General features: G+C 39.8%; 18 protein-coding genes. 10 read left to right on the top strand and 8 right to left on the bottom strand.

The window, feature by feature from the left end; all coding sequences use genetic code 11:
• Positions 1–249: 249 nt before the first annotated feature.
• The 3 genes from CIK00_RS01705 to nagB all read right to left on the bottom strand — a co-directional run bounded on the left by CIK00_RS01705 (position 250) and on the right by nagB (position 4,488).
• The gene (locus tag CIK00_RS01705; RefSeq protein WP_101767195.1) at positions 250–1,845 is read right to left on the bottom strand and encodes a cation:proton antiporter family protein; all 1,596 of its coding nucleotides are present in this window, start codon (positions 1,843–1,845) and stop codon (positions 250–252) included.
• A 160-nt stretch (positions 1,846–2,005) separates the two neighbouring features.
• A complete protein-coding gene (gene nagC, locus CIK00_RS01700) occupies positions 2,006–3,220 on the bottom strand; it encodes a DNA-binding transcriptional regulator NagC (protein WP_101767194.1) in 1,215 nt (404 codons plus the stop codon).
• 467 nt (positions 3,221–3,687) lie between these two features.
• Complete coding sequence (gene nagB, locus CIK00_RS01695; protein WP_101767193.1) at positions 3,688–4,488, bottom strand: glucosamine-6-phosphate deaminase; 801 nt, start codon at positions 4,486–4,488, stop codon at positions 3,688–3,690.
• A gap of 259 nt (positions 4,489–4,747) precedes the next feature.
• Here nagB and nagE point away from each other — a divergent pair, with 259 nt between their 5' ends.
• The 3 genes from nagE to glnS all read left to right on the top strand — a co-directional run bounded on the left by nagE (position 4,748) and on the right by glnS (position 10,953).
• Entirely contained in the window at positions 4,748–6,217 is a 1,470-nt protein-coding gene (gene nagE / locus CIK00_RS01690; protein WP_101767192.1) for an N-acetylglucosamine-specific PTS transporter subunit IIBC, read from the top strand.
• A gap of 175 nt (positions 6,218–6,392) precedes the next feature.
• Positions 6,393–9,056, top strand: coding sequence for a beta-N-acetylhexosaminidase (locus CIK00_RS01685; protein ID WP_101767191.1), 2,664 nt, complete (start codon positions 6,393–6,395; stop codon positions 9,054–9,056).
• 232 nt (positions 9,057–9,288) lie between these two features.
• Positions 9,289–10,953, top strand: a complete 1,665-nt coding sequence (glnS, locus tag CIK00_RS01680) for a glutamine--tRNA ligase (RefSeq protein WP_101767190.1) — start codon at positions 9,289–9,291, stop codon at positions 10,951–10,953.
• A 134-nt stretch (positions 10,954–11,087) separates the two neighbouring features.
• Here glnS and fur read toward each other — a convergent pair whose 3' ends face one another.
• The 3 genes from fur to CIK00_RS01665 all read right to left on the bottom strand — a co-directional run bounded on the left by fur (position 11,088) and on the right by CIK00_RS01665 (position 13,718).
• The gene (fur, locus tag CIK00_RS01675) at positions 11,088–11,534 is read right to left on the bottom strand and encodes a ferric iron uptake transcriptional regulator (protein WP_101767189.1); all 447 of its coding nucleotides are present in this window, start codon (positions 11,532–11,534) and stop codon (positions 11,088–11,090) included.
• Between the two features lie 539 nt (positions 11,535–12,073).
• The gene (fldA, locus tag CIK00_RS01670; RefSeq protein ID WP_045072059.1) at positions 12,074–12,601 is read right to left on the bottom strand and encodes a flavodoxin FldA; all 528 of its coding nucleotides are present in this window, start codon (positions 12,599–12,601) and stop codon (positions 12,074–12,076) included.
• Between the two features lie 352 nt (positions 12,602–12,953).
• A complete protein-coding gene (locus CIK00_RS01665) occupies positions 12,954–13,718 on the bottom strand; it encodes an alpha/beta fold hydrolase (protein WP_101767188.1) in 765 nt (254 codons plus the stop codon).
• A gap of 104 nt (positions 13,719–13,822) precedes the next feature.
• Here CIK00_RS01665 and seqA point away from each other — a divergent pair, with 104 nt between their 5' ends.
• Positions 13,823–14,365, top strand: a complete 543-nt coding sequence (gene seqA / locus CIK00_RS01660) for a replication initiation negative regulator SeqA (RefSeq protein WP_101767380.1) — start codon at positions 13,823–13,825, stop codon at positions 14,363–14,365.
• A gap of 30 nt (positions 14,366–14,395) precedes the next feature.
• The gene (gene pgm / locus CIK00_RS01655) at positions 14,396–16,042 is read left to right on the top strand and encodes a phosphoglucomutase (alpha-D-glucose-1,6-bisphosphate-dependent) (protein ID WP_101767187.1); all 1,647 of its coding nucleotides are present in this window, start codon (positions 14,396–14,398) and stop codon (positions 16,040–16,042) included.
• A gap of 84 nt (positions 16,043–16,126) precedes the next feature.
• On the opposite strand, the gene CIK00_RS01650 is transcribed toward pgm, so the two are convergent.
• Positions 16,127–16,912 carry a DUF1853 family protein gene (locus CIK00_RS01650; RefSeq protein ID WP_101767186.1) on the bottom strand — a complete coding sequence of 262 codons (786 nt, stop codon included), beginning with the start codon at positions 16,910–16,912 and terminating at the stop codon, positions 16,127–16,129.
• A gap of 126 nt (positions 16,913–17,038) precedes the next feature.
• Between CIK00_RS01650 and CIK00_RS01645 the strand changes: the two genes are divergently transcribed.
• Positions 17,039–17,242 (top strand): DUF2517 family protein, encoded by a 204-nt coding sequence (locus CIK00_RS01645; RefSeq protein WP_101767185.1) that lies wholly within the window; start codon positions 17,039–17,041, stop codon positions 17,240–17,242.
• 185 nt (positions 17,243–17,427) lie between these two features.
• On the top strand, positions 17,428–18,186 hold the full coding sequence (locus CIK00_RS01640) for a Nif3-like dinuclear metal center hexameric protein (RefSeq protein WP_101767184.1): 759 nt from the start codon (positions 17,428–17,430) through the stop codon (positions 18,184–18,186).
• Positions 18,187–18,373: 187 nt separating this feature from the next.
• Here the strand turns inward: CIK00_RS01640 and CIK00_RS01635 are convergent, their stop codons facing one another.
• Positions 18,374–19,663 carry a citrate synthase gene (locus CIK00_RS01635; RefSeq protein ID WP_101767183.1) on the bottom strand — a complete coding sequence of 430 codons (1,290 nt, stop codon included), beginning with the start codon at positions 19,661–19,663 and terminating at the stop codon, positions 18,374–18,376.
• A gap of 388 nt (positions 19,664–20,051) precedes the next feature.
• Between CIK00_RS01635 and sdhC the strand changes: the two genes are divergently transcribed.
• The 3 genes from sdhC to sdhA are packed head-to-tail and all read left to right on the top strand — an operon-like array spanning position 20,052 to position 22,560.
• On the top strand, positions 20,052–20,453 hold the full coding sequence (gene sdhC / locus CIK00_RS01630; protein WP_227990255.1) for a succinate dehydrogenase cytochrome b556 subunit: 402 nt from the start codon (positions 20,052–20,054) through the stop codon (positions 20,451–20,453).
• Positions 20,447–20,794, top strand: a complete 348-nt coding sequence (sdhD, locus tag CIK00_RS01625) for a succinate dehydrogenase, hydrophobic membrane anchor protein (RefSeq protein ID WP_101767181.1) — start codon at positions 20,447–20,449, stop codon at positions 20,792–20,794. The genes sdhC and sdhD overlap by 7 nt, the downstream gene beginning before the upstream one ends.
• Entirely contained in the window at positions 20,794–22,560 is a 1,767-nt protein-coding gene (sdhA, locus tag CIK00_RS01620) for a succinate dehydrogenase flavoprotein subunit (RefSeq protein WP_101767180.1), read from the top strand. Before sdhD ends, sdhA begins: the two co-directional genes overlap by 1 nt.
• The last annotated feature ends 10 nt before the right edge of the window (positions 22,561–22,570 follow it).

The raw sequence follows: 22,570 nt of genomic DNA, 5'->3' as shown, positions 1-22,570 counted from the left end.
TCATTATGGTAATTGATGTTTATAGTGATTTTGCTTTTCGTTGATTGTTAAAATTACGCATTCGTTAATAAATTACAACTATTTATTATGATTATATTTAAATAAAGCATTGCTGGTGAATATTATCTATTTAAATTGGATTTTTATGAATATTATCTATTTTTGCAGAGTTTTTTAATTGAGAAAATAAACAACAGCATCGCTACTGTTTATTTTTCTCTGCGAAATATCTAAGTTTTGAAGTGTAATTTAGTGTGGTTTTCGTGGGATTATTTGAGGTTGGAGGTGATCACAGACATCACGAGCAAAACCGCTACCCGCTTCGCTATAAATATTAAAGGCTGCATCAATACCTTGTTGGTGTAATTGTGTCTCTTCATCACTGTATTTGGCTATAGCGGCTATTTTTCCTTGGAATTTACGACTTTTGAGCTGATCTAAAGCATAGATATTCGCTGGACCATTTGGCATTGCTAATAAAATAAGCTCAATATGGTGATTTTTGATAACCCGTTCCCAAAAGTCAGGGTCGGTCGCATCTCCATGAATGACATTACGTTGTTGCTGGCGATGTAACTCTACCGATTCACGACGAGTTTCAACGCCAATAATCTGTTTACCATAACGACTTTCTAATTCGTCATAAGCACCAGAGCCGATACGACCCATACCGAGAATAAGAATACTGACATTACCTAAATCAATCAGTTTGTCGTGACAATTTAAGCGATCAGGATCAAATTCTTTTAGTCGTTTAGCGGCTTCAGTATAGAGTTTATGACTCATACTGTTCAGTGGCGCTGCCAGTAAAAACGATAATGACACGGCGATAGCCATAGCGACTAAGAATGTGCCGGGTAACAACCCCATTTTATAGGCGACGCCACCCACAATAAGGCCAAATTCACTATAATTAAATAGGGTTAAGGTTGCTAACATTGAGGTTCGTACACGGTAGCGGCATAAATGGAATACTGCGTAATAAAGAATTCCTTTAAGAGGCAGTAGTAGCATTAATACGAGGGCCATTAACATGCCGTTGATGGTAGGGGATTCCGCGAGACCAATGTTTAAAAAGAAGCACACCAATAGCAGTTCTTTAAAATTAAACAATGACTTAGCCATCTCTGATGCTTTAGGATGACCCGCCATTAGCATACCTAATATCAACGCTCCTAGATCTGGTTTCATGCCGACAATTTCAAATAAACCCGCTCCTGCAACCAGTGCGAGCATAACAGCATACAAGACTAATATTTCACCGTGACCTGCTTTATCTAGGATGCGATATAACAATGGGCGTAGCAAGGGCAGAGCAAATAAACCAAGTGCTGTTATATCAGGAATTTTACCGCTGGATATGGCGAGGAATAGTACTGCGAAAATATCCTGCATAACCAGAATGCCAATAGCAACGGTGCCATATTTAGCGTTTAATTCTCCTTTGTCTTGCAGCAGTTTGACGGCAAAAACAGTACTAGAAAATGACAATGCAAAGCCAATCAGTATTAATTGACTAAGTGCCATCTCGGCAAACATTGTCAGTCCTAATTGTTTTAGGACTAAAAGAAATAACGTAAAAAGGGCGGTAGATAACAGATTGTGTATGGTTGCGCCACCCCATACTTCTTTGTTAAGTAAGGTTTTTATGTCAAGTTTTAAGCCGATAGTAAATAATAATAAGGTTACGCCAAGATCGGCTAAAGTCGTTAATGCTGGAGTAGGTTGAAAACCAAAACTATTAAGCATAAAGCCAGCAACTAAAAAGCCAACCAGAGGGGGTAATTTACAACGAAGGGCGATGAAACCGGCCAGAAAGGCCGCGCTAATATACAGTAACTCCATAGCTTAGACTACATCCTTGCAAGATAGTGTTCGGAAATATAATTGATAACAATAATAGCATTAGGGGGATTAATCATTTGAGATTAATCCCCCCTTTTTTATGATGGTTGTTTTATAAGAACGGTGGTTATTTGTTCTTATAAATTGGTATCGCGGATACTTAGTCTTCTAGCAGGCGCTGTAGCAGTACACCATTAAGCATTGCACGCTTGATCATTGAAAAAGCGCCAATAGTGGGTTGATTATATAGCTCTGATGCGACAATCGGTAAATCGTGATTAAAAGCAGATAATGATTGGTTTTCAACGCAACGACGTATTGCTGGCAATACAATGGCTTGTGCCTGAGTAATATTACCTGCCAGAATAATCTTTTGAGGGTTGAATAAATTAATCGTCATCGCTAATGCTTTACCAAGGTGGTGACCGACTTTCAGTAACGCTTGAATGGCCAGTTCATCACCATTATTGGCCGCATCACAAATCGCTGGCATAGTGACTTCTTCCAAGTCTTGCAAACTACTTGGATAACCTTGGTTGAGTAGATTTTGAACATGCATAATCACTGCAGGATCAGAGGCTACCGTTTCTAAGCAACCAAAATTACCACATTGACATTTATCCCCTAGTGGATCGATTTGGATATGACCAATCTCTCCGACATTGCGATTTTGACCAAGGAAGACCTGACCATTAACAATAATGCCAGCGCCAGTACCATTATGCATACTGACTAAAATTGAATCTTTACAGTCTCGGCTAGCACCGAAGAAGTGTTCTGCCAGCGCGAGGCCTCGAATATCATTGCCGACAAAAGTAATAATACCAAAAATGTCTTGAATAATATGTGCAAGCTCAAAGTCATGCACTTCAGTGTTTGGCATGTAAGTAACCGTGCCACTTTCTGGATTAACAAGTCCTGGAAGAATAATGCCAAATGCCACCAGTTCTTTCATTACATTCTGATTATTATCAATAAATTCTTGAATATATTTGATTAGACCTTCGGCTAGTTCATTTTGGTCAGAATATAAAAACGGATAGGCCGCACCGGTAATATGTTTACCACTGAGGTCATAAAGGGTTATTTCAATATTATTACGGCCAATACGTACTGCGATCGAATGAAAACCGACTGATTCTGTCGTTAGAGATATTGCTCTTCTTCCTCCCGTTGATGCTTGCTGAGCGACTTCTTTTATTAAGCCACGTTCTAGCAGTTGGCGGGTAATCTTAGTGACACTTGCAGGAGCGAGGTGACTAATATCAGCAACCTGGATGCGAGAGATAGGGCCTTGCAAGTCGATAAGTCTGTATACAGCAGCACTATTTAGCTGCTTGACCAGATCAACATTACCAATTTGTCCGCCTGTCATAGTTTAATTCTGCTCGTAATTAGCGTTAATAATTATCGCCTGAAGATGATAATGATGATTTGCTTTCATTATCTTTATTTATCAAAGCGCTACCTATATGTTCGACACTAGTTTAATTGATTTTGATGAGTATTAGTGCTGAATTATTTAATGTATTGCAGTTTTCAATACATTTGTTATCACCGTAATATACTTTCTTATGAATAAAAATAAAGTAATCGTTGTCGGTGCTTGCTGGGGCTGTGGTATTGGTCACGTAAAATACGTAATGAGAGCTATCGAGAAGTGAAGTATCGCTAAGGATCGAATTGTAGACCATGACTGTATTGTCAATAGTGATAATTATGCTTTTTTGTATTTGATTTTAAAGTGAAAAATAAAACGCCGTCAACAAGGCGGCGTTTATTTAATGTCTTAGAACGGCTGTCAATAAATGCGGTTTTCCGTAAAAAGACAGTGGTTATTATTTAGATGTGTGTAATGTTTTCTGCTTCTAACTCTTGGAAATACTTAACAGTTTTTACTTTAAGTTCTTGAGTTGAAGGTTCATCACAAATGATCATTGATTTAGGGTGCAGCTGCAATGCAGATATTGTCCATAGGTGGTTTACACAACCTTCAACAGCCGCTTGTAGTGCTTGTGCCTTGTTGTGACCTGTGATCAGAATCATTACTTCTTCAGAATCTAATAGTGTACCGACACCAATCGTTAATGAGTATTTAGGTACTTGGTTAATATCACCTTCAAAGAAACGAGAATTAGCAATACGTGTTTCGTGCGTTAACGTCTTGATACGCGTACGAGACGCTAATGATGATGCAGGTTCATTGAAAGCAATATGACCATCATTACCCACGCCACCCATGAACAGGTTAATACGACCATAGGTTTTGATTTTGTCTTCGTAACGTTGACATTCAACTTCGTGATCTGTGGTGTTGCCATCAAGCAGGTTGATATTTTGCTCTTGTATATCAATATGGCTAAAGAAGTTGTTGTACATGAAGTTACGGTATGACTCAGGGTGATCAGACGCCATGCCAACATATTCATCCATGTTGAAAGTCACGACGTTCTTAAAGCTTACTTCGCCAGCTTGGTATAATTCAATCAAACGCTGGTATGTCGGAAGTGGTGTACCACCTGTAGGTAGACCTAGCACAAATGGACGCTCAGCTGTTGGTTGGAACTTATTAATGCGGTCAGCAATGTAGCGAGCAGACCATAAACCAACATCTTTAGCGTTATTAAGCGGGATTAGTCTCACGTTGACACCTCGTTGAAGATAGTTAAAACAGAAAAAATCTTAGTGGCATATCGCCTTTGTTTCGAATGATAAAATAAGTTTTATGATCGAGCTAGCAAAATCACTCAGTTCTATCTCCGGTCGGTGATTAAGATCACAAATGACGATGTTTTAATTTGCGGAGCGAAATAAAATTCATAAACTGCAAAGGACAAAAAAAAGAGATGGCAAAAAAAAGCTATCACTATCGCATCTAAGAAAACCATAGGGGGAACTAAGGGTGAATATTCTTGGATATTTTCAAAAAGTAGGTAAAGCACTAATGGTGCCAGTTGCAGTACTTCCTGCAGCGGCAATTTTAATGGGTATCGGCTATTGGGTTGATCCGTCAGGTTGGGGCGCAAACTCAGCAATTGCTGCGTTCTTGATTAAAGCGGGTTCTTCAATTATTGATAGCATGTCTATATTGTTTGCAATTGGTGTTGCATACGGTATGTCAAAAGATAAAGACGGCGCAGCAGCATTAGCAGGTTTTGTTGGTTACACTGTTGTAACCACGTTACTTGCACCTGGTACAGTAGCAATGATTCAAGGTATTGACGCAAGTGCTGTACCTGTTGCTTTTGCTAAGATTAATAACCAGTTTGTTGGTATTTTAGTTGGTATCGTATCAGCAGAAATTTACAATCGTTACTCTAACGTTGAATTGCATAAGACATTAGCATTCTTTAGCGGTAAGCGTTTAATCCCAATTTTAACTTCTGTTGCTGGTATTGGTATTGCTGCAGTATTACTGTTTGTATGGCCAGTTATTTACAACGGACTAGTACATTTCGGTGAAAGTATTCAAGGTCTAGGCGCTGCCGGTGCTGGTATCTATGCATTCTTTAACCGTCTATTGATTCCTGTGGGTCTTCACCACGCACTAAACTCAGTATTCTGGTTTGATGTTGCAGGCATTAACGATATTCCTAATTTCTTGAGTGGTAAAGGTACCCCAGGTATTACTGGTATGTACCAGGCTGGTTTCTTCCCAATCATGATGTTTGGTCTACCAGGTGCTGCACTTGCTATGTACCAAACAGCTAAAGTGAAAAATAAAGAGCGTGTAGCTTCATTATTCATTGCTGCTGGTTTTGCATCATTCTTTACCGGTGTTACTGAGCCACTAGAATTTGCATTTATGTTCCTTGCTCCACCTCTTTATGTTATTCACGCCGCGCTAACAGGTATCTCTGTATACATCGCAGCGTCTATGCACTGGATTTCAGGTTTTGGTTTCTCTGCTGGTCTTGTCGACATGGTGTTGTCAGCACGTAATCCACTCGCTGTTAACTGGTACATGCTAATCCTTCAAGGTATTGTGTTCTTCGCTCTGTACTACTTTATTTTCCGCGCTGTTATTCTTAAGTTCAACCTTAAGACACCTGGCCGTGAAGATGATGAAGAAGAAGTATCATCAGTACGTGGTTCAACTGAAACGGGTGAATTAGCTAAGCAATATTTAAAAGCGCTTGGTGGTCACGGTAACCTAGAAAATATTGATGCTTGTATTACTCGTCTACGTCTGACTCTAAAAGACAGCAGCCTTGCTAATGAAAAGACATTAAAAGCACTAGGTGCAATGGGTGTGGTTAAATTAGGTGCAAACAACCTACAAGTTATCCTTGGCCCTCTTGCTGAAATCGTTGCTGGCGAGATGAAAAAGATCCCAGCATCAGAAGACCTATCAGCAGTAAAGCTTCCATAGTTATTTGAATTTTTAAGTAATTAAGCGACACACGAAATACCGCAACACTTTCAATTAGACCGGTCCTGATATTTTAATTATAAGATATCAAGACCGGCATTTTGAGTACCCAACTTTTGGGCTCTATATAGATTATCCCTTCATTTAGAGGGATATCGGGAGAAAGGAATATTTCATGACTATTAAACTTACAGCGTTAGCATCTTTCATTGCACTAGCCGTAACGGGTTGTGCAACACAAGGCAATAATGATGAGAAGGTTGTTGAAAATTTAGCTAATAACCTTGATGTTACTTATGAAATCGTTACTCAACATGGTGCAGAAGAAGGCCTGCAGTGTAAGACGCTTGGCGCAGAATGGGCATCTTGTGATCTAATTAATTTGACGCTAAAAAATAATGGTCCAGCGGTGACGGGCACTGATTGGAAAATTTATTTCAGCAGTATTCGTCAAATTCTTGATGTTCAAAACGACCAATTCAAAGTTACACACGTAACGGGTGATCTTCATACGCTAGAGCCAACGGATAAATTTGATGGATTTGCTGAAGGTGAGACGGTTGTTATTCCTTACATTGGCGAATACTGGACGTTGTTTGAAAATGATTACATGCCTCGTGCATACGTGACTTCTGGCGATGCCGCAGCACAAACAATCAAGAGCACTGACTCTACGAATCCAGGTGATTACCTTGTTCCTCTGAAAGGTGATCAATTTAAGCGAGTTAAAGCAGATAATAATGTGCTTGCAACCGCTGAAACACGTTTTAAAAAGAACCAAGACATTAATGTGTTAGCAACGACAGAAGTGGCAGCAACTATTGTTCCTACACCACTAAGTACTAAGCTAACCGGTAAAACTGTTTCATTAGCAAACGGTATTAAAATTAGCAACTTCACACTGCCAGCTGACATGATGGCTGCTGTGAATGAGCGTCTTGGCGTATTAGGTGTTAACACTAAAGGTCAATACCCAGTAAAAGTGAGCCTTCTACCGGGTTCATTTGCTAAAGATCAACAAATTGCAGGGGCTTACACGTTAGATGTAACACCAACAGGTGCAACGGTTATTGGTTTTGATGACCAAGGTGCATTCTATGGTATGCAGTCGTTGATTTCACTAATGAGTACAGGTGCTAAAAACAGCATTCCTACGTTAGAAGTTACCGATGCACCGCGTTTTGATTACCGTGGTGTAATGGTTGATGTTGGCCGTAACTTCCACTCAAAAGCTGTGATTCTTCGTACGCTAGACCAAATGGCAGCATACAAGATGAACAAGTTCCACTTCCACCTATCAGATGATGAAGGTTGGCGTGTTGAGATTCCAGGTTTACCTGAGCTAACAGACATTGGTAGTAAGCGTTGTCATGATCTATCTGAAACAACATGTCTGTTACCTCAACTAGGTTCAGGTCCAACGTCAGACACAGATGGCTCTGGTTACTACAGCAAGCAAGATTACTTAGATATTCTGAAATACGCGAAAGCCCGTGGTATTGAAGTCATTCCTGAAATCGATATGCCAGCGCACGCACGTGCAGCTGTAGTTGCGATGGAAGCGCGTTATAAACGTCTTGCTGCTGAAGGCAAGATGGATGAAGCAAACGAATACCGTTTAATGGATCCACAAGATACGTCAAACGTAACCACAGTACAGTTTTACGATAAGCGTAGTTTCATCAACCCATGTATGGATTCTTCTACAAAGTTTGTTGATAAAGTAATTACTGAAATTCAAGCGATGCATAAAGAAGCGGGTATGCCGCTAAATACATGGCACTTCGGTGGTGATGAAGCGAAAAATATTAAGTTAAATGCTGGTTTCCAAGATCTTAACGCAGCAGAGAAAACAGCTTGGACAGGTTCTATTGACCAATCTAAGCAAAATAAGCCATACCAGAAGTCACCAATGTGTCAGAAATTGATCGCAGAAGGTGTTGTGGCTGATTATGATCACCTACCAAGTCATTTTGCAGAGCAAATCAGTGAAGTGGTTAATAGTAAAGGGATTAAAAACTTCCAAGCATGGCAAGATGGCTTAAAGCACTCTTCAGATTCCAAAGCGTTTGGTACTGATAATGTGCGTGTAAACTTCTGGGACGTTCTATACTGGGGCGGCGGTGCATCAGCTTACGAATGGGCTGATAAAGGCTACGATGTTGTAGTATCAAACCCTGATTATGTTTACATGGATATGCCATACGAAGTAGATCCAATTGAGCGTGGTTATTACTGGGCAACACGTGCAACAGATACCCGTAAGATGTTTGGTTTTGCGCCAGAGAACTTACCCCAAAATGCTGAAACATCACTTGATCGTGATGGCAATGGCTTTACAAGTAAAGGTACAGTGAAATCGAAAGGTTTCTATGGCCTATCTGCTCAGCTTTGGAGTGAGACAGTAGGTAATGATAAGCAGTACGAATACATGGTGTTCCCTCGCGTATTAGCCGCCGCTGAGCGTGCATGGCATAAAGGCGAGTGGGAAAATGAATACCAAGTAGGTGTCGAATATTCTCAAGATTCTAACCATGTAAACAAGAAAGCACTTCACAATGAATGGCAGCGTTTTGCTAACGTATTAGGCCAACGTGAACTTGCGAAACTTGATGCTGCGGGTATTCAATACCGTGTACCAGTACCTGGCGCTAAGATCGAAAATGGTAAACTTGCGATGAACGTAAGCATGCCAGGTCTAACACTACAGTACTCAACGGATGAAGGTAAAACATGGAACACTTATGATGCGAAAGCACAACCAAGTGTGACAGGTAAAGTTGAAATTCGTGCTGTAAGTGGTAATGGTAAACGTTTCAGTCGTGTTACATCACTGTAATCGACTAACAACAATATAAGCTCCGATCATTATATGATCGCGCGATTGCCGACGATGGGATGACCATCGTCGGCTTTTTATTGCGCGTTATTAATTAAATTCACAACTATTGTTTGTTATAACTGCGTTTTTGATTTTTTGCGTAGCGGCATTGAGGTATAGTGTAAAGTCATAGTTCATATTGATGAACTGTACATAATTCTCAATCCTGTAAGTACACGAGGTGTAATAGATGAGTGAATCTGAAGCTCGTCCAACTAACTTTATCCGTCAAATTATTGATACGGATTTAGCAAGTGGCAAACATACAAGCATACATACCCGATTCCCGCCAGAACCGAATGGTTACCTGCATATCGGTCATGCGAAATCTATTTGTTTGAACTTCGGTATTGCTCAGGACTATCAGGGTCAATGTAACTTACGTTTCGATGACACTAACCCTGAAAAAGAAGACATTGAATACGTTGAGTCTATTAAAAATGATGTTAACTGGTTAGGCTTCGAGTGGAGTGGTGAGATTTGTTATTCATCAAACTACTTTGATCAGCTTCATGGGTTTGCCATTGAATTAATTAATAAAGGCTTAGCGTATGTTGATGAGCTAAGTCCTGAGCAAATGCGCGAATATCGCGGTACATTAACGCAAGCGGGTAAGCACAGTCCTTACCGCGATCGTAGTGTCGAAGAAAACTTAGCCTTGTTTGAAAAAATGAAGAACGGCGAAGTTGAAGAAGGCAAAATGTGCCTGCGCGCAAAAATCGATATGGCATCACCATTTATGGTTATGCGTGATCCGGTTATTTACCGTGTTCGTTTTGCAAATCACCATCAAACCGGTGATAAGTGGTGCATTTATCCAATGTACGACTTTACGCATTGTATTTCTGATGCGCTAGAAGGCATTACGCACTCTATCTGTACGCTAGAATTCATGGACAACCGTCGTTTATACGATTGGGTTCTTGAAAATATCACTATTGATTGCACACCACATCAGTATGAATTCAGTCGCCTGAATCTTGAATACACTGTGATGTCTAAGCGTAAGTTAAACCAACTTGTGACTGATAAATTAGTTAACGGTTGGGATGATCCACGTATGCCTACTATTTCTGGTTTACGTCGTCGTGGCTTTACGCCTGGTTCTATGCGTGAATTCTGTAAGCGTATTGGCGTGACTAAGCAAGATAACACCATTGAGATTAGTTCATTAGAATCTTGTATTCGTGATGACCTTAATGAAAATGCATCTCGTGCAATGGCTGTTTTAGATCCTGTTAAAGTTGTTATTGAAAACTTTGACGGTGAGACTGAAACATTAATGGTTGCTAATCACCCGAATAAGCCAGAAATGGGCACGCGTGAGGTTCCATTTAGCCGTGAACTTTATATTGAAGGTGAAGACTTCCGCGAAGAAGCGAACAAGAAGTACAAGCGTTTAGTATTAGGTAAAGAAGTACGTCTACGTGGTGCTTATGTGATTCAAGCTGAGCGTATTGAAAAAGATGCTGAAGGTAATATCACTACTATTTACTGTACTTACGATAAAGATACGCTAGGTAAAAACCCAGCTGACGGTCGTAAAGTAAAAGGTGTTATTCACTGGGTATCTGCTGAGGCGGGTATTGCTGCTGAAATTCGTTTATACGATCGTTTATTTACAGTGCCAAATCCAGGTGCTGCTGATGATTTCGTATCAGTGATTAACCCTGAATCTCTAACGGTATTACACGGCTTTATTGAACCATCATTGGTGACGGCTGAAGCTGAAAAAGCATACCAGTTTGAACGTATTGGTTATTTCTGTGCCGATAACAAAGATTCAAGTGCTGACCATTTAGTGTTTAACCGCACTGTTGGTCTACGTGATACTTGGGCAAAAATTGGTGACTAATTAGTCATTAATATTTGTTAAAAAGCGCCTATTTCAGTGATGGAATAGGCGCTTTTTTTATAATGCTTATTTCTTGTAATAAAAAACCAGTGATATTGATCACTGGTTCTTAGGGTGAAAATAACTAGTCATTGTTATTTTTCATCATGCAACGTTTCATCAGCATTACAGTTGCCGTCTATGCAGTGACCGTAAAGGTATAAGCTGTGATTTGTTAAACGAACATTGAAGCGTGCCGCGATGTCTTTTTGGCGTTGTTCAATCATTTCGTCTGAAAATTCAATTACTTTGCCACAATCAAGACAAACTAAGTGGTCATGATGATGTTGCGTGGCGAGTTCGAATACTGATTTACCACCTTCAAAGTGGTGACGAGTTACAATGCCTGCATCATCAAATTGGTTAAGGACACGGTAAACGGTCGCAAGGCCAATTTCTTCACCGATATCGATGAGTTTTTTATACAGGTCTTCAGCACTGATGTGTTGGCAATCAGGTTGTTGAAGCACTTCTAAAATCTTAAGACGAGGAAGTGTTACTTTAAGACCAGCTTGCTTTAGCGCGTGATTATTATCTGACATCCGATTTTCCTGTTGGCTAGCTGCAAAAATGTTGCAGTAGTCTTTCTCATATAGATTCATTATAAGTGACGCAACGATAACAATAAACCTTAAAAGGTCAGTTATCTAGCAGAAGTGTCACTTTTCTTGAGTTTGCAATATTGTAAATATTATGTAATAAAATAACTTATCATATCCGTTTATATAGTGCGCCGCTTTGTTTGATTACTCGCTGTTTTGTTTAGCTAAGCTAACATTACATTTAGTGTTTTTATTTTGGAGCAGGTAATCACATAATGTTGCTTAGCGGTGATGATTATTTTATGAATTTATATTTTAAATCAAAAAGATAAAAATATCAGGTGAGTAATATTTTGTATGGGATAAGTATGCACAGATTGATTTTCAGACATTAAAAAGATAATGGTTATTTTGCTGTTCTATATTTTTAAAAATTGTATTACTGATATTAAAATTGCATGTTTAGAGTAATGATTATAGAGATAATAAAAAACGCGCTTTAAGCGCGTTTTTTATTGATGCTTTTAACTGCACAGTGCTTAGTCAGCAAGTTCAGCAAGACACATCTCATCAAAGATTTGATTAACCCATTGCTCAACACGCGGTGCTGTTAGCTCTGGTTGACGGTCTTCATCAATACATAAGCCGACAAAGTTTGCATCATCAACGAGTGCTTTTGATGCTTCAAACTCATAGCCAGCAGTTGAGAAATTACCCACAATTGTGCCGCCTTTACTTTCTACGATGTCACGTACTGTACCCATCGCATCACAGAAGTATTCTGCGTAATCTTCTTGGTCACCACAACCAAAGATAGCAACAAGCTTAGTTGAAAAATCAACTTGCTCAAGCTCTGGGAAAAAGTCATCCCAATCGCACTGTGGTTCACCGTAATACCAAGTAGGAATACCTAGTAGTATCAGATCAAAGTTGTCGATATCTTCTTTGCTGCTTTTTGCGATATCTTTTACTTCAACTAGCTTGCTACCTAGTTGCTTCTGAATCATTTTAGCGACAGCTTCGGTGTTACCTGTGTCGCTACCAAAGAAGAGTCCAACGCTCGCCATAGTAGATATTACCTATATTAAATTGTTAACTGCTATTGGGCAGTTTACAGAAATCAGTATAAACGACGCAACGATAATTACTTTTTGCTGGCGATTTGGTGTTTTTTCGCCCAAATATTATCATTGGTGATTGTTGCCCTACATCAAAAGGACATGATAGCTCTTAGTCAATAACGTTAGCTGGTCTAGAGGCTGCTTTAATTGTATTACTATAGAGCAGAAGATAGCAGTAAGCCTACTTTCGTTGCTATCAAACTATAGCGCACTATATCACAGTAGAGTCAGGGGTTTAATAGTTAGTCTTGTCGTCTAATGTAGTTAACCACTGATTCTGATAGTAAGTTATTTATGTTTATTGATTCAAAAATTGATTAATAATGCGATTTACAGTGTCTGGCTTTTCAGCATGAAGCCAATGACCCGTATTGGCAACCACATGTGCTTTAGCGTTAGGGAATTGCGTCATTATCGCATCACGATATTGCGGCTCTATATAATCAGAGAGCTGTCCTTTAATAAATAATGTTTTACCAATGAAAGGCTGAGATGCTGGCTGCCAACCCATAATCGTGGCGTAGTTAGTTATTAATCCCTCGACGTTAAATCGCCATTGATAACCCGTTTCTGTTTTTACTAATGATTTTAATAAAAATTGTCGAACACCTGGATCGTTGATATAACGCGCTAAATATTGTTCAGCTTCATTGCGTTTAGTGATTGCGTGGTGATTAACTTCGCGTAAACCGGTAAATACATTTTGGTGACGGTGACCTTTATATGCTATAGGTGCCATGTCGAGAATAATTAAGTGGTTAACCCGTTGAGGCGCTAATGCTGATAGTGTCATCGCAACCTTACCGCCCATCGAATGACCAACAACATCAAATTGATCAATGGTTAAATGATCAAGAGTATCAATAATGTCTTGAGCCAGATCTTGATAGCTGAATAGATCACTATGTGGAGATAAACCATGGTTACGAAGATCGACGCTGATCACTTGGTAATGGAGTTTTAATTCTCGGGCTAAAAGACCAAGATTATCTGCGCTGCCGAACAAGCCATGGATCAAAACGATCGTTTTACCCTTGCCTTCAGCACGAAAATGAAGATTCACAGGCTATTTTCTCTAGTTAGGTGTGGTATTTACCATAGAGTATAACCTCGGATCAGGCTATAATCGTACCCAGAATTTTAAACGGAATGATAATGAATAATACCATGAAGACTATTGAGGTAGACGAAGAGCTATATCGTTATATCGCTAGCCAAACGCAACATATTGGTGAAAGCGCTTCTGATATTTTACGTCGCTTGCTTATGGTGCCAGAGGAACAATTGCAGCAACCTGAAGTTGTGATGCCTGTTCGTCCTAAAGGGATTGTTGTGAGCAGAGATGCAGGCAATGAGCCAACCATGGATCGCGTTAAAGAAATGCGTACGGTGTTAATTTCAGATGAATTTGCGGCGCAAGAAAAAGCAATTGGCCGTTTTATGCTGATCTTATCTTCTCTTTATCATATTGATGCTGATGGTTTTGCTGAAGCGGCAGCAATTAAAGGGCGTACGCGTGTTTATTTTGCCCATGATGAAGAAACATTGCTCGCAAGTGGTAAAACGACGAAGCCAAAAGCTATCTCAACCACCCCATTTTGGGTGATCACAAATACTAATACTGACCGAAAGCGTCAGATGATTGATCAATTAATGACAAAAATGGGCTTTGGCTCTGATATTATTGATAAAGTTTGTGGTGAGATATAATCACGATTGAGTATTTACAAGGATAAAACAATGGCAATCCATCCTCGTGCGGGTCAACGCGCTCAGCAAGAAGATATGCATAATATTCCAGCGCTTGTTGCTAATTATTTTCTGATTGAGCCTAATGCGACTGATCCGTTACAAAAAGTAGCCTTCGGTACTTCAGGACATCGTGGTACTGCAGATAAAGGTACCTTTAACCAGCATCATATTTGGGCTATTGCTCAAGCAATCGCTGAGGTTCGTCTTGCTAATGGTTTGACTGGACCGCTATTTTTAGGTAAGGATACCCATGCTTTATCTGAGCCTGCATTTACTTCAACATTAGAAGTATTGGTAGCGAATAACGTTACGGTTGTGGTTCAAGAAGGGTTGGGTTATACACCAACCCCTGGCATTTCTTATGCAATTCTTTGTCATAATAAAGAGCATGCTGATAAAGCTGATGGCATTGTCATTACTCCATCGCATAATCCACCGCAAGATGGTGGTATTAAGTATAACCCTGTTCATGGTGGTCCTGCTGAAAGTGAGTTAACTACCGCGATTGAACAGCGCGCTAATGAGATTATTGCTAATGGCATGGTTGACGTAAAGCGTGTATCAATCACAGATGCCTTTGCTTCTAAATTTGTTATTCAGAAAGATTTAGTTGCACCTTATGTAGCTGACTTAGTTAATGTTATTGATATTGATGCTATTCAGAAAGCGAACTTAAAGTTGGGTGTTGATCCTCTTGGTGGTTCGGGTATTGAATATTGGCGTCAGATTGCACAGTACTATGCACTAGACTTAACTTTAGTTAATGAATCTATCGATCCATCATTCCGTTTTATGTCATTGGACAAAGATGGTGTAGTGCGTATGGATTGTTCATCGCCTTACGCGATGGCAGGCTTACTTGCGTATAAAGATAATTATGATTTAGCGTTTGGTAATGATCCTGACTATGACCGTCACGGTATTGTAACGCCCGCTGGTTTGATGAATCCGAATCATTATTTGGCTGTGTGTATTGATTACCTCTTCCGTCACCGTAGTGGTTGGAGTGAGCAAGTTGCGGTTGGTAAAACGTTAGTATCAAGCGCAATTATTGATCGTGTCGTTGCGGCATTAGGTCGCGAATTAGTTGAAGTTCCAGTGGGCTTTAAATGGTTTGTTGATGGCCTATATAACGGTACTTTAGGCTTTGGCGGCGAAGAAAGTGCGGGAGCTTCTTTCTTACGTAAAGATGGTACGCCTTGGTCAACAGATAAAGACGGTATTCTTTTATGTCTACTTGCTGCGGAAATTACGGCAGTAACAGGTAAGAATCCACAACAATATTATGATGAACTTGCCGCTAAATTTGGTAGTTCAGAGTATGCTCGCCTACAAGCTGTTGCTAATAAAGAACAAAAAGCAGTGTTAAGTAAGTTGTCACCAGAAATGGTTGCGGCTAAAACCTTGGCTGGTGAACCTATTCTGGCTCGACTAACACATGCTCCAGGTAATGGTGCAGCGATTGGTGGTTTGAAAGTAACCACTGAAAATGGTTGGTTTGCAGCTCGCCCATCAGGTACAGAAGATATCTACAAAATTTATTGTGAAAGCTTTAAAGGTAAAGAGCATCTAGCCCTTATCGAAAAAGAAGCACAAGATATCGTAAGTAAAGTCTTTGGTGATGCTGGTTTATAATAACTTAGTGTCATAACGGATAATGCATTCGAAAAAACGTCCTAATTACTCTCTTTTTTATTGAAAGAGTATTAGGGCGTTTTTTTATAGCTCGCGATTATGCAGAGGCCAATGATTTGGCATAATAAACCATACGATGTTATTATTATCAATAGCTTGAGTGGGAACAGTAACGTTAGCAATATCAAGTGTTGCTGTTAATTGTGAAAAGAGGGGCGGTGCTATCCATTGACGTTTTTCTAATGTGCGTAGCGTCAGTGCCGATGCTTGTGAACAATAGCACCAATGACCTTTCAAGCTGGTGGGGTTAATAACTATAGAAGAGCCTGATTGAGTCTCTGGCCACGCATCAAATAAACGTCCTTGCATAATTAACCGACGTTGGGTGGGTATTGAATAATCAAGGTGTTCAAAGGCGGGATGTGCGGTAAGTTGCAGCTGATGATCCTGCATTCTATTTGTCTTTTTATCTAAATTATCGTTAGCATTTGGACCTGGCCATTGATGCTGGAAGCATAAATAAAATTTGATAGCCACTTCCCAATGTTCAATTTCATCACTGCAATGGTTATGAACTAAAAAATCAATAGCCCCGACAGTTTGTTGTTGCCACTGTAATTGAATTTCTTCGCCAATCAGGCTGTAATCTGGATGATGAATGATTAATTGTTGCCATAGCCATTGATAATAAAATCCTAAACGGGTGTTACCGTGGTAGTTAACATTCGTCGGAATAATGGCTTTTTTTGAAAATTGGTGTAGCCATTGATTGCTGATGCTGTAATCACCATAAGTAACAAGATTAGGCATCGTCAACAGCGCATGAAAATCAGCGGTCGTTTGATAATTAGAATTATGATTCTGTAACATATTGACACATTCCTCGAAGTAAACGTTTTCTTTACCATTATTGACTAATCATTGACCGAGTTTCTGTAGTATTCTTTCATTTATTGGATTAAAGTACCAATAGGTTTATAAGGTCAGGAGCTAGCAATGTACACCCAGTTTTCAATGACGAATATTATCTCTCGTCGTATTTATACAGTTTTATTAGGATTAGTGTGTTTACCTGTGCTGCTTTTGATTCCTGTTAATAAACGTACACGATTAACCAGTTATATGTACCGATATTGGTCACAGACAAGCACTAAACCATTATGGTTGTCACGACTTGATCATGGTACTCAGCGTCGCTAATGAGTCTATTGAGAATGACAATTTGTTGTTGAAAAAGCTGCCGATGGCGGCTTTTTTTGTATTTATAATAATATAAGCACTGTGGGGGATTGATTTTGTTGATTGAGATTGTCACTAAAGGCTGATATTTTTTGAATAAGATGTTGTAGAGTCAATAGCATAACGTTATTAAAAAAGGATGGGCAATGAATAATCTTAAATTAGAAGCTTTGTTAAATGATTTTTTATCACCACACTTGATGAAAGATTATTGTCCGAATGGATTACAGATAGAAGGTAACGCCGAGATAATTAAAATAATTACGGGTGTTACTGCTTGTCAGGCATTGATTGATCGTGCCATTGCAGAACATGCAGATGCTATTCTTGTTCATCATGGTTTTTTCTGGAAAGGAGAGTCTGCTGAAATTCGAGGAATGAAATATCGTCGTATTAAAGCATTGATTGAGAATGGCATTAATCTTTACGCCTATCATCTACCCCTCGATGTACATCAACAGGTGGGTAATAACGTTCAGTTAGCGCAGCGTCTTGGGTTAGATATTAGTGGTGGATTAGAAATTAATAACCCTCGTTCAATTGCTATTTATGGTGAACTTGATACGCCATTAACAGGGGAAGAGTTTGCAGCGCGTATTGCGATGGCATTGCAACGTGAACCACTACATATTGGTGATAATGCACCAGCACTAATAAAAAAAGTGGGTTGGTGTACTGGTGGTGGTCAAGATTATATTGAACTTGCGGTAGAGCAAGGTTGTGATGCGTTTATTTCTGGCGAAGTCTCTGAACGAACAACCCATATTGCACGTGAACTTGGCATTCATTATTTTGCAGCAGGGCATCATGCGACAGAACGTTATGGTGTTAAGGCATTAGGTGAATGGCTAGCAAAAGAACATGGTTTTGATGTTGAATTTATAGATATTAATAATCCAGTATAACAAATTGCAGTGATTGGTATTATTTCCAAAATGGTGTAATAACCTATCATTAATAGAATAAAAAAGGTTGAGCCTTAGTCTCAACCTTTTTTATTCTGCTCGAACCTCGAACCTCGAACCTCGAACCTCGAACCTCGAACCTCGAACCTCGAACCTCGAACCTCGAACCTCGAACCTCGAACCTCAGTTATTCACGTTCATGGAGAGGTTTAAACTCTCGTTGTGAATAACCCGTATAAAGCTGACGTGGACGACCAATACGGTTCGTCGGATCACTGTGCATTTCGTTCCAATGCGCAATCCAGCCAATAACACGTGACATCGCAAAAATAACCGTAAACATTGATACTGGAATACCAATCGCTTTAAGGATAATACCCGAGTAGAAATCAACATTCGGATATAGCTTTTTACTGACAAAGTATTCATCCGACAGTGCAATACGTTCAAGTTCCATTGCAACATCAAGTAATGGATTGTCAATCTTTAGTTCGTCAAGTACTTCGTGACAGGCTTCACGCATGACTGTTGCACGTGGGTCATAGTTTTTATATACCCGATGTCCAAAGCCCATTAAGCGGAATGGATCATCTTTATCTTTAGCGCGCTCAATAAACTCAGGAATATTTTCTACGCAACCAATCTCTTCAAGCATTTTTAGACAAGCTTCATTAGCGCCGCCGTGTGCAGGCCCCCAAAGTGATGCAATACCCGCTGCAATACAAGCAAATGGGTTAGCACCAGACGATCCGGCTAAACGAACCGTTGAGGTTGATGCATTTTGTTCGTGGTCAGCATGAAGGGTGAAAATTTTATCCATTGCTCGAGAAACAATAGGGCTAACTTCGTACTCTTCACATGGCGTAGCAAACATCATATGTAGGAAGTTCTCTGCATAATCAAGGTCATTACGCGGATAAATAAATGGCTGACCAGTGGTGTATTTATGACACATTGCCGCCAAAGTAGGCATTTTTGATAGTAGTCTAAAAGCGGTTATTTCACGGTGAAGATCATTATTAATATCTAATGAATCATGGTAGAACGCTGATAATGCACCGACAACACCACACATAATTGCCATTGGATGGGCATCACGGCGGAAGCCATGGAAGAAACTCGCAATTTGTTCATGAACCATGGTGTGACGTGTAACGGTAGTACGGAATTGTTCATATTCAGCACGGGTAGGTACTTCACCATAAAGCAGAACGTAACAAACTTCTAAGTAATCAGCATTATTCGCTAATTGATCGATAGGAAAGCCACGATGTAACAAAATTCCTTTATCACCATCAATATACGTGATTTGAGATTCACATGAGGCTGTCGCTAGAAAACCTGGATCAAATGTAAAAAAACCGCTTGCGCCTAGTTTTCGCACATCGATTACATCTTGGCCCTCTGAGCCCTCGATAATCGGCAGTTCGATAGGTGCTTTCCCTTCTATATGAAGAGTAGCTTTCTTATCTGCCATAACAATCTCCTTTGTTATTTGTAGAATCCTGAATCCGAAACGGATGTATATTTGTTGTACCGCCAGGTAAGCCAATTGTCAATTTTTGTATTCATTAATGTGCAGTTGTTAATAACTTTTCTATATTTGTGTGTTTTTTGTGAACTTGGCGTGTAATAACATGTAACTAGGTTTGTTTTTGAATGTTACGCTAGGTATAGTTACGTTGATATTTGGTTGTAGTATAGATGAAATGTTGTTAATGGACTGCGTAAGGAATGCGGTTGAAAGACAAAGCGATTATATTGCTCAACACTTTGCTTTTAATGATAGCGTAGCATTTTTTAACTGTTTCTTGATGGCTCACTATAGAAACAATCAATGCGTTTAATAAAAATAAAATGCTTTAATAAAGCTGAGTGAGCAAAATGTGAAAGTAAAGAAACCTCGACCAGTTAACCTCGACTTACAAACTATGTGTTTTCCTTTAACGGCGATCGCATCAATCCTACATCGAGTATCGGGCGTGATTACGTTCGTTGCTATCGCTATTTTATTATGGCTCCTGAACTTGTCTTTATCTTCTCCCGACGGTTTCTCTACAGCTGTCAGTATTACTGACAGTGGGATAGTGACGTTTGTATTATGGGGAATATTAACTGCACTGTTTTATCATATTGTTCTAGGTATTCGTCACTTATTGATGGATCTGGGGTATTTTGAAGAAATGGATATAGGTATTACGAGTACCAAAGTGAGCTTTATTATTGTGGCCATATTATCCTTATTTGCAGGAGTATTAGTATGGTAGCCAATGTCTCTTCTGTTGGACGTAATGGTGTGCATGATTTTATTTTAATCCGTGTAACTGCCATTATTCTGACGTTATATACTCTTTATTTAGTAGGTTTTTTTGCGTTTGGCCCTGAAATAACCTTTGTTTCTTGGCAAGCATTTTTTGGGCAACTGACCACTAAAGTTTTTACTCTGCTCGCTTTGGTATCCATTTTAATTCATGCGTGGATTGGTTTATGGCAAGTACTGACTGATTACATTAAACCTGCAGTATTAAGAGCTTGTTTGCAGTTTGTTATTGTCACGATTCTATTTATTTATCTATTTTCAGGTTTCTTCATTGTGTGGGGTGTGTAGTGGTTATTGCTATTCGTGAATTTGATGCGGTTGTTATCGGTGCTGGTGGTGCAGGTATGCGCGCCGCACTACAAATATCAGAACAAGGCTTAAAATGTGCCTTGTTATCAAAAGTATTTCCTACCCGTTCTCATACAGTGTCGGCACAAGGAGGGATCACTGTTGCATTAGGTAATTCGCATCCTGATAACTGGCAATGGCATATGTACGATACCGTTAAAGGTTCTGATTATATTGGTGATCAGAATGCGATTGAATATATGTGTAAAAATGGACCTAAGTCTGTCATTGAACTTGAAAAAATGGGCTTACCTTTTTCTCGGTTTGATGATGGAAGTATTTATCAGCGTCCATTTGGTGGTCAATCAAAAGAGTTTGGTGGTGAGCAAGCGGCACGTACTGCAGCCGCAGCTGATCGAACTGGCCATGCATTGCTCCATACGCTTTATCAGCAAAACATTAAACATAAAACCACAATATTTTCTGAGTGGTATGCCCTTGATTTAGTTAAAAATGAAGATGGCGCTATTTTGGGTTGTACTGCTTTGTGCATGGAAACGGGTGAAGTGTGTTACTTCAAAGCTAAAGCGACAATTTTAGCTACTGGTGGTGCTGGGCGTATTTATGCATCAACCACTAATGCCCATATTAATACGGGTGATGGTGTCGGTATGGCATTGCGTGCTGGTGTACCAATGCAAGATATGGAAATGTGGCAATTCCATCCGACGGGTATTGCAGGCGCTGGCGTATTAGTGACTGAAGGTTGTCGTGGTGAAGGGGGTTATTTACTTAACAAAGACGGCGAACGCTTTATGGAGCGTTATGCGCCAAATGCCAAAGATTTAGCTGGTCGTGATGTAGTTGCTCGCTCAATGATGGTTGAAATTCGAGAAGGACGTGGATGCGATGGCCCATGGGGTCCTCACTTGAAGTTAAAACTTGATCACTTAGGTAAAGACGTACTTGAATCGCGCTTACCAGGTATTTGTGAGTTATCACGTACATTTGCGCATATTGATCCGGTTAAAGAGCCTATTCCCGTAATTCCAACCTGTCATTACATGATGGGTGGTGTGCCAACTCAAGTATCAGGCCAAGCATTGAAACAAAATGCAGCAGGTGTTGATGAAGAAATTCGAGGTTTGTTTGCCTGTGGTGAAATAGCATCAGTATCAGTGCATGGTGCTAATCGTTTAGGTGGCAATTCATTACTTGATTTAGTTGTCTTTGGACGGGCAACAGGCCTGCATTTAGGTCAAACATTATTAGCGCAAGCCGATGCAACACCCGCGACAGATGCTGATATTGAAGCGTCTCTTGCTCGTCTTAATCGCTGGAACAATACCCAAGAAGGCGAAGACCCGGTTCAAATTCGTAAAGATTTGCAAGCGTGTATGCAAAATAACTTCTCAGTATTTAGAGAGGGCGAGGCAATGGCTGCGGGCTTGGAAGAACTTAAAGTGATTCGTAAACGTTTGCAGCATGCACGATTAGATGATACTTCAACCGAGTTTAATACTCAGCGTATTGAATGTTTAGAATTAGATAACCTCATGGAAACCGCAATGGCAACAGCGATTGCCGCTAATTACCGTACTGAAAGTCGTGGTGCTCATGCTCGATTTGATTTTCCCGATCGTGATGATACAAATTGGTTATGCCATTCTATTTATAATCCAGAAACAGAAGCGATGACGAAACGTGATGTCAATATGGCACCGATTCATCGTGAAGCGTTTCCGCCGAAAGCGCGTGTTTATTAACGGGAGATCA

It is taken from the genome of Photobacterium carnosum (assembly GCF_002849605.1).
Taxonomy (GTDB): domain Bacteria; phylum Pseudomonadota; class Gammaproteobacteria; order Enterobacterales; family Vibrionaceae; genus Photobacterium; species Photobacterium carnosum.
The sequence above is the reverse complement of the archived record's forward strand: the minus strand, read 5'-3'. Positions and strand labels throughout refer to the sequence as shown.